Origin of the sequence: Bradyrhizobium sp. 33ap4, assembly GCF_032654765.1 — a bacterium.
In the GTDB taxonomy this organism is placed as follows: domain Bacteria; phylum Pseudomonadota; class Alphaproteobacteria; order Rhizobiales; family Xanthobacteraceae; genus Bradyrhizobium; species Bradyrhizobium australafricanum.
In genome coordinates, this window is record NZ_JAUMTJ010000082.1 from 19,957 (window position 1) to 30,935 (window position 10,979).

General features: G+C 65.4%; 11 protein-coding genes. 3 read left to right on the top strand and 8 right to left on the bottom strand.

The genetic code is table 11. The features are described 5' to 3' along the window. Positions 1-8 precede the first annotated feature (8 nt). The 4 genes from Q2M23_RS39115 to Q2M23_RS39130 are packed head-to-tail and all read right to left on the bottom strand — an operon-like array spanning position 9 to position 4,232. Positions 9-1,190, bottom strand: coding sequence for an acyl-CoA dehydrogenase family protein (locus Q2M23_RS39115; RefSeq protein WP_253625624.1), 1,182 nt, complete (start codon positions 1,188-1,190; stop codon positions 9-11). Between the two features lie 12 nt (positions 1,191-1,202). Further along, on the bottom strand, positions 1,203-1,940 hold the full coding sequence (locus Q2M23_RS39120; RefSeq protein ID WP_316398896.1) for an SDR family oxidoreductase: 738 nt from the start codon (positions 1,938-1,940) through the stop codon (positions 1,203-1,205). 52 nt (positions 1,941-1,992) lie between these two features. Next, entirely contained in the window at positions 1,993-3,540 is a 1,548-nt protein-coding gene (locus tag Q2M23_RS39125; RefSeq protein ID WP_316398897.1) for a class I adenylate-forming enzyme family protein, read from the bottom strand. 53 nt (positions 3,541-3,593) lie between these two features. Next, complete coding sequence (locus Q2M23_RS39130; protein WP_316398898.1) at positions 3,594-4,232, bottom strand: 2-hydroxychromene-2-carboxylate isomerase; 639 nt, start codon at positions 4,230-4,232, stop codon at positions 3,594-3,596. A gap of 206 nt (positions 4,233-4,438) precedes the next feature. Between Q2M23_RS39130 and Q2M23_RS39135 the strand changes: the two genes are divergently transcribed. Continuing rightward, positions 4,439-4,945, top strand: coding sequence for a helix-turn-helix domain-containing protein (locus tag Q2M23_RS39135; RefSeq protein WP_316398899.1), 507 nt, complete (start codon positions 4,439-4,441; stop codon positions 4,943-4,945). Between the two features lie 49 nt (positions 4,946-4,994). On the opposite strand, the gene Q2M23_RS39140 is transcribed toward Q2M23_RS39135, so the two are convergent. The 3 genes from Q2M23_RS39140 to Q2M23_RS39150 form a co-directional block, all read right to left on the bottom strand. After that, positions 4,995-5,870, bottom strand: a complete 876-nt coding sequence (locus Q2M23_RS39140) for a PhzF family phenazine biosynthesis isomerase (protein WP_316398900.1) — start codon at positions 5,868-5,870, stop codon at positions 4,995-4,997. A 26-nt stretch (positions 5,871-5,896) separates the two neighbouring features. After that, positions 5,897-6,940: an alpha/beta fold hydrolase gene (locus tag Q2M23_RS39145; protein WP_253625622.1), complete on the bottom strand. Its 1,044-nt coding sequence runs from the start codon at positions 6,938-6,940 to the stop codon at positions 5,897-5,899. A gap of 103 nt (positions 6,941-7,043) precedes the next feature. Next, complete coding sequence (locus Q2M23_RS39150; protein ID WP_316398901.1) at positions 7,044-9,365, bottom strand: molybdopterin guanine dinucleotide-containing S/N-oxide reductase; 2,322 nt, start codon at positions 9,363-9,365, stop codon at positions 7,044-7,046. A 410-nt stretch (positions 9,366-9,775) separates the two neighbouring features. On the opposite strand from Q2M23_RS39150, the gene Q2M23_RS39155 reads away from it, so the two are divergent. Then, a complete protein-coding gene (locus Q2M23_RS39155) occupies positions 9,776-10,435 on the top strand; it encodes a hypothetical protein (RefSeq protein ID WP_316398902.1) in 660 nt (219 codons plus the stop codon). Next, positions 10,432-10,698, top strand: coding sequence for an HGGxSTG domain-containing protein (locus Q2M23_RS39160; protein ID WP_316398903.1), 267 nt, complete (start codon positions 10,432-10,434; stop codon positions 10,696-10,698). Before Q2M23_RS39155 ends, Q2M23_RS39160 begins: the two co-directional genes overlap by 4 nt. Positions 10,699-10,773: 75 nt before the next feature. Here the strand turns inward: Q2M23_RS39160 and Q2M23_RS39165 are convergent. Beyond that, on the bottom strand, positions 10,774-10,979 hold a 206-nt coding region (locus Q2M23_RS39165; protein ID WP_316398904.1), incomplete at its 5' end, for a hypothetical protein.

Consider the following 10,979-nt stretch of genomic DNA (forward strand, 5'->3'; position numbering starts at 1 on the left):
GCTTGTGGCTAGAGTCCAAGCACCGCCTTGGCGATGATGTTGCGCTGGATCTCGTTCGACCCGCCGTAGATCGAGAGCTTGCGCGAGTTCAGATATTTCTCCGACGCGGTGTGGCCGTAGTCGGGGCCCGGCATGAAGTGGTTGGCGCTGACCGGATGCTCGCGGATCGCGAGTCCGTAATTGCCGATGGCGCGATGGGTGAGTTCGGTGATGTTCTGGAAGATCTCGGTGCCGCGGATCTTGAACAGCGAGGCCGCCGGTCCCGGGTCGATGCCGCGCGCCATCTGGGCGACGACGCGGAGTTCGGTCGCCTCCAGCGCCAGCACGTCGAGCTCGACGCGGGCGATGTCCCGGATGAATTCCAGATGCGCCGGATCGTCTTCGGGGATCTCCGCCTTCACGATCTTCTTCAGCCGCGCGATGTAGCGCGTCGAGCGGCCGATGCCGGCCATGCTGGTGCGCTCATTGCCGAGCAGGAATTTGGCGTAGGTCCAGCCCTTGTTTTCCTCGCCGATCAGGTTCTCGGCGGGGACGCGGACGTTCTCCAGGAAGACGTCGTTGACCTCGTGCGAGCCGTCGATGGTGATGATCGGGCGCACGGTGACGCCGGGCGACTTCATGTCGATCAAGAGAAACGAGATGCCGGACTGCGGCTTGGCCGTGGGATCGGTGCGCACCAGGCAGAAGATCCAGTCGGCATGCTGCGCCAGCGTGGTCCAGGTCTTGTGGCCGTTGACGATGTAGTGGTCGCCGTCACGCACCGCCTTGGTGCGGACGGTCGCGAGGTCGGAGCCGGAGCCCGGCTCCGAATAGCCCTGGCACCACCAATCCTCGCCGGACAAGATGCGCGGCAGGAATTTCTTCTTCTGCACATCGTTGCCGAAGGTGTAGATGACGGGCCCGACCATGGTGACGCTGAACGCCAGCGGCGGCATCGTGCCAGCGCGCGTCGTCTCCTGCTCGAAGATGAAGCGGCGGGTGATCGACCAGCCGGGCCCGCCATATTCCTTCGGCCAGAGCGGCGCGATCCAGCCCTTCTTGTGCAGGATGCGATGCCACAGCAGCATCTGCTCCTTGGAGAGATCGGTCTCCGGATTGGCGACGCGCATCTCCGCCGGGTAGTTGTCCTTGATGAAGGCGCGAACCTCATCGCGGAACGCCGCATCTTCAGGGGATAGCGCGAGCTCCATCTGACCGGCTCCCTACCACTTCTCGCCGAAGGGCCGGATTTCCAACTCGAAGGTCCAGGCGCTCTTCGGCTGCTGATAGAGCTGCCAATAGGCGCCCGCGACCGATGCCGGCGGCATCAAGAGATCGGGATCGTCGAGCGCGTTCGGGCCGAGCGCCTCGAGGCGGCGCTGCCGCACCCATTCGGTGTCGACGCCGGAATCGATGATGAGATGCGCGACATGGATGTTCTTCGGCCCGAGCTCGCGCGCCATCGCTTGCGCCACGGCGCGCAGGCCGAACTTGGCGCTGGCAAAGGCGGCATAGCCGCTGCCGCCGCGCAGCGACGCGGTGGCGCCGGTGAAGAAGATGTTGCCTTCGCCGCGCGCCGTCATCAGCCGCGCCGCTTCACGTCCGGCCAGGAAGCCGGAATAGCAGGCCATCTCCCAGACCTTGCGGAACACCCGTTCGGTGGTTTCCAGAATCGGGAAATTGACGTTGGCACCGATGTTGAAGATACAGACCTCGAGCGGCGCATGCTTGTCGGCGTCGTTGAGGAACGCGGTGATCTCCTCCTCCTTGCGCGCATCGAGCGAGCGCGCATGGATCTCGCCGCCGGCGGCCTCGATCTCCTTGACCAGCGGCGCGAGCTTGTCGCCGTCGCGGCGGCCGGCGAAGATCGTGAAGCCCTCGGAGGCGAACTTCTTGGCGATCTCGCCGCCGATGAAATCACCGGCACCAATGACGGCAACCGTCCTGTTTCTCTTCTGCATGGTGGTCTCCGGTGTTGCTTGAGTGAATGATGTTGCGGACGACGCGGCAGTTTCAGCTACGCAATGATTCCGCAAGCTTGTGCTTCAGCAGCTTGCCCGTCGATGTGGCGGGCAGCGCATCCATCAGGATAATCTCAGACGGGCGCTTGTACGAGGTCAGTTGCGGGGCAACATGGGCCATCAGGTCCGCCGTGGTGACGGTCGAACCCTTGATCAGCTGCACGAAGGCCACGACCTCCTCATTGCCCTCGACCGCCCGGCCGACCACGGCGCACTGCACCACGGCGTCATGGGTGCTCAGCACCGCCTCGATCTCGGCCGGATAGACGTTGAAGCCGGAGCGGATGATCATCTCCTTGGTCCGCCCGACGATATAGAGTGCGTCATTCTCGAAACGGGCCAGATCGCCGGTGTTGAACCAGCCGTCGGGATCGATCGCCTTGGCGGTCAGATCGGGGGCGCGGTAGTAGCCGCGCATCACGTTGGGGCCGCGAACATGCAGCTCGCCCACTTCGCCTGGGGCAACCGGCTTGAGGTCGCGGCCGACCAGCTTTGCTTCGAGGCCCGGCATCACGGTGCCGACTGCGTGATCGGCCCGCGGATTGTCGGGCCGGACGCCGGAAATGCCCGGCGAACATTCGGTGATGCCGTAGCCGTTGAGCAGCGGCAGGCCGAGTTCCTGCTCGACGCGTGATTTGAGTTCGAGGTCGAGCGGCGCGCCGGCCACCGAGATCACCCGTAACCGGCCGCGATCGAGCCTCGGCAGGCCGGCATTGCGGCGGTATTCGAGCAGACGCTGATAGGTCGCGGGCACGCCGTTCAGGATCGTGATGCCCTCTTCAGTCATCGCCTTGACCAGCGCAGCCGGATCGTATTTCGCGACCAGCCGCACGGTGGCGCCGACCATCAGGGTCATCGTCAGCAACGAGATGCCGACGATATGCGAGATTGGCAGCACGCAATACTGCACGTCGTCGGCCGCCATCTTGCGGAACGCCGCGGTGGCGCGGGCGCTGAACAGCAGATTGCGATGGGTCAGCATCACGCCCTTGGGCGCACCCGTAGTACCGGACGTATAGATCAGGACCGCGACCTGATTGGCACCATCGGCTTCGACCGGCTCGGGCACGGTTGCCAGGTTCAAGCTTGTGACGGCGATGCCACGGAGCGGGCCGACATCTTGTATCGCCGCCTCGTAGCGCGCGGCGTGTGTTGCCGCCTCCTGCGACACGTCGGCGGTCAGCAGCACGCGGCGGGCGCCGCTGTGATCCCTGATCTGGTCCAGTTCGCGCGGCGACAGCCGCGGATTGACGACGATCGACCAGACATCGAGCCGGCTCGCCGCCAGCAGCAGGCAGGCCAGCGGAATGGAATTCTCGCTCACGATCATCATGCGGTCGCCGGCGCGGATTCCCAGTGCCTGCAAGGCCCCGGCGACGCGATCGACCGCCTGATCGAGCTCGCGATAGGTCAGCCGCATCTTGTCGTCGATCAGCGCCGGATGATCCGGTGTCGCCACCACGTGGTGATTGATCACCTCATGGATGCGGTTGGGCAAGCCTTCCACACTTCCTTCCGTCACTTGCGTCAGCGCCTGCACTGAAACCTCCCTGTCGCTGCCCTTTGGGCTTGTTGTGTTGAGGAATTTCCCGCTCAGGCGGTCTTGCGGTGCCCTGCTGCCAGCTGCGCGACGATCTCTTCCTCGACCTCGCGCACCTTGTCCTTGCCGAAGAAGATCTCGTGGCCGACAAAGAACGTCGGCGATCCGAACGAGCCGCGCGCGACCGCGTCGCTGGTATTGTCGATCAGCTTCTTCTTGACATCGTCCTGCTGGGCCCGAGCGACGAGGCGATCGATGTCGAGACCCGAGGACAGGAAGGCTTCGCGGAACACCTGCGAATCATCCATCTTCTTCGGCTCGACCCACATGTGGTGATAGGCCGCGCGGAAATACGGCTCGAACACGCCCTCGAACTGTGCAGCCACCGCGCCGCGCATCAGCGCCAGTGTGTTCACCGGGAAGAACGGGTTCGTGGTGAACTTCGTGATGTTATGGCGGCGCAGGAAGCGCTCGGTCTCGAGCGCATTGTATTCGGGCTTGTTCTTGATGCCGCGCAGCGATTCACCGGGCGACATGTTGCCGGTCGCCTTGTAGACGCCGCCGAGCAGCACCGGAACGTAGTCGAACTTCACGCCGGTGCGCTTCTCGATTGAGGGCAGCGCGAGCTCGGCGAGATAGGCGTTGGGGCTTCCGAAATCGAAGTGGAATTCGACCTTGAGCGGAGCAACCATGGAACGCCCTTCCCTTTGAGTACCAGCAGCCCTCAGCCGCCGCGTTGATCGAGCCGGGACCTTAAGTTCTATTTTAGAACTGTCAATATGATATTTGTCATCTAATGACCAAGTCACGGCTCCAGGTGACGCATCCTATTGAAATGACGTTAGTTCTGTTTTAGAATTTTACTAAGCGATATCGTTGCTGACCGCAGGAGATGCTGATGAAATGGGATGCCCTCGAGGAGGAGCCGTGCTCGGTGGCCCGCACGGTGGCTGTCATCGGCGACCGCTGGAGCCTCTTGGTCCTGCGCGAATGTTTCCTGCGCATCCGCAGGTTCGATGACTTCCAGGCCTCGCTCGGGATCACGCGGCATCTGCTCGCCGACCGGCTGAAGAAGCTGGTGCGGTTCGGCGTGCTGCGCAAGATCCCCTATCAGGAAGCGCCGAAGCGCTACGAATACATCCTGACGCAGAAGGGCCTCGACCTTTATCCGATCATCATGTCGATCGTGCACTGGGGCAACGTCCACATGGTCGATTCGCGCGGCCGGCCGATGCTGCACGAACACAAGACCTGCAAGAAGATGTTCGATCCCGTCATGGTCTGCTCGGAATGCGGCGAGCCGCTGAGCGCGAAGGCGGTCCACGTGCATCCGGGCCCGGGTGCGCGGAAATCCTCACCCGTGCACGCCAAGGCGCACGAGCGGGCCAGGCGTGCCGCTGATTAGACCAGGATATACTGTTTACGAAGCCGGCGCGCCTTGCGCTCGCGGCTGCTCAGTGTGACGGCGCAGCCATCAGCGCGACATTGCCGCCAAGCAGGCAGCCGACGGGACGGCCGCCGGCGAAGCCGATGCGGACCCGAATCTCGGACAGCCGCCCCATCGCCCTGCCCTGCAGGATTCGAATCTCGTCGTCATCAGGAGCGACCAGGCCGTAGTCGAGCAGGCCGAACGCCAGCGCCGCGGCCGCAATGCCGGTCGCGGCATCCTCCCGATAACCTGAGGAGCGCGGGAATTGCCGCGCCTCGAACAGGCGAGCCTTTCGGTCGATCACGGCGAATGGATAGAGCCCGGTCGATCCGATCCGGCCGCAGACCGCCTCGACTTGCTCGGCCGCGGGATCGAGCGCATTCAGCGCGTCGGGAGAACGCATCGGAACGAGTGTCTTGATCCGCGATGTGACGGCATTGCAGGCCATTCCCGCGCCCATCGCGTCGGGCCCGACCGCGAGCGCCCGCAGCACGTCGTCGCGTTGCGCCGTGGTGAGCGGAACGGTCTTCCCGGCCGGCTGGGTGATCTCGACACGCGGCTCGCCATGACGATCACGGCTGATGAAGCCGGTGACCGGACCGCTGCGCGTCGAGATCCGCATCGTGTCGCCCGGCAACTTTCCATGGCGCGCAAGCAACCAGAGCGCACCGATGGTCGCGTGGCCGCACATTTCCATCTCGTGATTCGGAACGAAGAAGCGGAACGTGGCGTCGAAATCGTCACTCTGCGCCGGCAACACGAAGCCGGATTCGTGACCATGGCGGCGGGCGACGTCCTGCATCTCGGACGCGCTCATGCCGCTTGCATCCACCACGATCGGACAGGGATTGCCGCCCTGCCCATCCACCGTGAACACGCTGACCAGTTCCGCTGTCGCCATGATGTCGCTCGCCTGTCTCGCCGTCCCTACTTGACCAGCGTCGCGCCGGTCTCCGGATGCTGCAGCCAGCCGAGCAGCGCCTCGTGGAAGCGCGCCGGCGCCTGGATTTGCGGCGAATGGCCGAGATCGGGGAATTCGATCAGCTGCGCATGCGGGATCCGCTTCACGGCCTCCTTGCCGAGCACCGGATAATTGCCGAGCGTCTTGCGGATCTCCGGCGGCGCGGTGTCCTTGCCGATCGCGGTGGTGTCCTTGTCGCCGACAAAGAGCAGCGTCGGCGGCTTGATCTGCTCGAACTCGTAGAACACCGGCTGGGTCGCGATCATGTCGTAGAGCCGCGCCGAGCTCGACGCCACGGCGGCGCGGCCCTCTCCGCGATACATGCCGGCCAGCATCTGCACCCACGTCTCGTAGGACGCATCCCACGTGTCGGCGTAATAGGTGGCGCGCTCATAGGCGCGGATGCTGTCTGCGGTGACACGCGTCTCGCGCTGCATCCAGCCGTCGAGGCTGAGCCACGGCACGCCCTTGGCCTTCCAGTCCTCCAGCCCGATCGGATCGACGAGAACCAGGTGGTCGGTGGCCTCCGGATACATCAGGGCATAGCGCATCGCCAGCATGCCGCCGGTCGAGTGGCCGACCATGATCGAATGCGCGATCCCGAGCGAGGCGAGCAGCGCGCGGCTGTTGCCGGCCAGTTGCTGAAAGGTGAACTGATAGCGCTCCGGCTTGCTGGACTTGCAGAATCCGATCTGGTCCATCGCGATCACGCGATAGCCGGCGCCGCCGAGCGCCTTGATGGTGCCGTCCCAGGTCGCGGCACAGAAATTCTTGCCGTGCAGCAGCACCGCGGTCTGGCCGTTCGGCGTCGCCGGCTTGACGTCGAGATAGGCCATGTCGAGTTCCTGCCCCTGCGAGCTGAAGCGATAATGCTCCACCGGATAGGGATAGTCGAAGCCCTGCAGCTCTGGTCCATAGGCCGGCTCGGCGGCCGATTGCGCCAATGCGCTGGACGAACTGAGCGCGACGGTCGCGGCGACGGCGATGTGAAACAGGGTTTTCAGGTGCATCTCGGCAAATCCAGAACTCAGGGGCGATCTCGTGATGCCGTAGCCGAACGCGTGGGCGCCATCCAGCGCCCAGCGATGATTTGTTCGTGATCTCCGCGCAAAATTACGCCGGATCGAACGCGCGGATCGGCGGCAGATTGCCGTTGAACCGCTCGACCTCGACGCTGGTGAGCTGGCCGGTGCAGCCCTGCGCGAAGGATGACGTGCCGATGTCGCGTGTGAGCACGTTCGGATTGCCGTGCACGCAGAGCGGCGCATCCTCCTCGGGGTCCATCGGATCGTACCAGGCGCCGGTCGGCAGCTGCACCACGCCGGGCGCGATGCCGTCGGTGACATGCACCGCGGCAAGGCAGGCGCCGCGCGCGTTGAAGATGCGGATGATGTCGCCGTCGGCGATGCCGCGCGGCTTGGCGTCGCGCGGATTCATGCGCGCGACCTCGCGGCCGCGATGCTTGGCGTCGAGCGAGTGGCCGCCGAAATCGAGCTGGCTGTGCAGGCGCGTCACCGGCTGGTTGGCGACGAGGAAGCACGGCGCGCCCGGCGTCGGCGTGTCTGATTTCGCGAGCCAGACCGGATGGCCCGGACAGTCGGCATCGCCGTGGCTAGCGATCTTCTGCGAGAAGATCTCGATGCGGCCGCTCGGCGTCGGCAGCGGGCGCGCGAGGGGGTCCTCGCGAAAACGGCGCAGCGAGCCGCCGTCGTCGAGATGCTGCGGCACCACCTGGCTGCCGCGTTCCCAGAATTCGTCGAAGCTCGGCGCCTCGAGCCCGCGCGCGGCGAGCGCCTTGCGGGTCGGCTCAAAGAGATGTTCCAGCCACTCTCGCGACGTGCGTCCCTCGGTGAAGGGCTCGCGGGCCCCTAACCGCTCGGCGAGATCGGCGAAGATCTCGTAGTCGTCGCGCGCAAGGCCGAACGGCTCGGCGATCCGGTGCATCGCGACCATCAAGGGATCGTTGCTGGAATAGCCGATGTCCTCGCGCTCCAGCGTCATGGTCGAGGGCAGCACGATGTCGGCGTGGCGCGCCGTCGCGGTCCAGGCGAGCTCGTGCACCACCAGCGTATCGAGCCGCGCAAACGCCTTGCGCAGGCGGTTGAGGTCCTGGTGATGGTGGAACGGATTGCCGCCGGCCCAATAGACGAGGCGGATATCCGGATAGGTCCGCGTCTCGCCATTGTAGCGATAGCTGGTGCCGGGATTGAGCAGCATGTCGGCGATGCGCGCCACCGGAATGAAGTCGGCGACGCCGTTGCGGCCCTGCCCGAGCGTCGGTCCCGGCACCGCATTGACGCGGCGGCCGTAATAGCCGATCGCGCCGAGCGAATAGGCGTAGCCGCCACCGGGCAGGCCGATCTGGCCGAGCGCCGCCGCCAGCACCATGCCCATCCACACCGGCTGCTCGCCATGCTCGGCGCGCTGCAACGAATGCGACACGGTGATCAGCGCTCTGCGGCCGGCAAGCCGGCGCGCGAGCGTCTTGATGGTGCCGGCATCGATGCCGCAGATCGCCGCGGCCCATTCGGCACTCTTGGGCTGACCGTCGCTCTCGCCGGTCAGATAGCGCAAAAACACTGGCCAGCCCTCGGTGTAGCGATCGAGGAAGGCCTGATCGTGCAGGCCCTCGCCGACGAGCGTATGGACGATACCGAGCATCAACGCGGTGTCGGTGCCGGGTGTCGCCGTCAGCCATTCGGCGCCGGCCTCGATGGGGAGATCGTCGCGCAGCGGGCTGACCAGGACGAACTGGCAGCCGCGCCGCTGAGCGGCCTCCATCGCGCCGCGCTCGACATGCTTGCTGATCGAGCCGCCGGCCACCATCGAGTTCTTCAGCGCCATGCCGCCGAATGCCAGCACGATGTCGGTCTCGGCCGCGATCTGCTCCCAGGTGACGTTGCGCTTGGTGATGTCCTCGTAGCCGGTCAGGATCTGCGGCAGCAGCACCGATGACGCGCCCGAGGAATAGGTGTTCACCGAGCGGACATAGCCGCCCATCGCGATGTTGAGGAAGCGGTGCACCTGGCTCTGCGCGTGATGGAAGCGGCCCGCACTGGACCAGCCGTAGGAGCCGCCGAACACCGCGCCGGGGCCGATCGTGTCACGGATCCGCGTCAGCTCGCCGCCGAGCAGATCGAGCGCCTGCTCCCAGCTCACCGAGACGAACTCGTCGCGGCCGCGGCGATCGTCCGGGCCGGGCCCGCGCTCGAGCCAGCCGCGGCGGATCACAGGCTGCGCGATGCGGGCCTGGTGGCGCAGCGCGCCGGGGAAATTGTTGATGATGCGGTTCGGATCGGGATCGGCGGCATAGGGCCTGACTTCGAGACCCGCCTTGCCGAGCCGCGCCGAGAACACGCCCCAATGCGAGGTGTGCGGCTTGAACCCGTCGGACAAATCGAGGCCGGGATCGGGGTGGCCAATGGTCTCGCTCATCGATGCTCCTTCATCCCAGGCCGGCGCCGCGCCTGTAGCAACATTCCGCCAGTATAATGATCCAATCGGCGCGCGGTACCCGCTAACACGGATCGCACCGTGCCTTGCCGGCATGACTGCGGCTGACGGCGGCGGAACTCCCGCCGGGGCCACGCCGCCAAAATATCGAAAACAACCCCATGCAAAGGCGCCGGGCGGCCGCCGGCGCCCGACAAGGCCACTTGACGCGTCGGGCAAATCAGCGATACATTTCCAATATTCCGAAATCGTGCAAATGCCCCCTCGCCCGCAACAGCGGGCGCGACGGATGCACGTGAGACCGAAACCCCTCCTCACAACTCACATCGCGGCGGCTCCCGCAGCGAGCGATCGTCTGCGCGTTTGCCGCGCGCGTTCCAGGGACTATCGACATGACACCTGCACCTGAAATCACCGTGCCGACGATGCCCGCCGCCCCCGCCCAGACCCAGGCTGCCACTCCTCCGCGGATCAAATTCTCCTCGCACGGCTTCTGCATCGACCATCCTGATCCGGAGTTCGGCGCACAGTTGATGGCGAACGCGCTGGGGGTCGCCGATCGCGACGCGATGGACGGCATCCTGCGGCAATTGGTCAAGGCCAGCGTGAGCGGCGGCAAGCCCTGCGAGGTCAACCTCGCCTTCATGATCTCGATGGTGAGAAGCATCGGTCCGCGGGATTCCGTCGAGGCCATGCTGGTGGCGCAGATGGTGTCGGTTCATGTGATGGCGATGCGATGCGCCCATCACCTCGCGCATGCCAAGGACCTCGCCCAGCACGACAGCGCCGCGCGCGCATTGGGCCGGCTCGCCCGCACCTTTCCAGCCCAGATCGAGGCGCTGAACCGCCACCGGAGCCATGGCGAGCCCGCCGTCACCGTGCAGAACGTCAAGGTCGAGGACGGCGGCAACGCCATCGTCGGCACCGTCACGCAGCATGCGAGCGTGATCGTCTCGGACAACAACCCGGCATCCGCGACGCGGGCACTGAGGGCCGCGGGTTCGAGGCGACGGCGGAATTCCACCGATGCGGCGCGGGACGCACAGGCATGAGCGGCCACATCCAAACGATCGGCCCGATGCTGGCCAGCCGGCGTTGCGGCGCCAGGACCCGCTGCGGCAGTTCTTGCCGCGCGCCGGCGGTGCACGGCAAGGCGCGCTGCCGCATGCACGGCGGCGCAAAGGGATCCGGCGCGCCACGGGCGAACCGGAATGCGCGCAAGCACGGCCGGTTCACGGGGGACGCGATCGCCGAGCGAAGGCAGATCCGGGTGTTGTTGGGGGAGGTGCGGAGGATGCTGGAGGGGATGAAGTGATTGCGTTTCGCAAATGGCCGCGCGCAGAAACGACCAATGGGCCGCCGGGCGCGAAATCCCGCCGGCCCATTCCCGCTAAAGCATGATCCGGAAAAGTGCGAAGCGGTTTTCCCTCGCGACAAACGCGGGACGCGTTTGCGCGGAGATCATGCTCAAACAAAGAGCTAAAGCGCGATGACGATTCAACCTAATCTCATCGCGCTTTAATCTTACTGTGTCATAAGTGGATCGGCGGGTCGCGCCCTTTGATGAGCCGGATGCAGCAAGGACACCTTTGCATG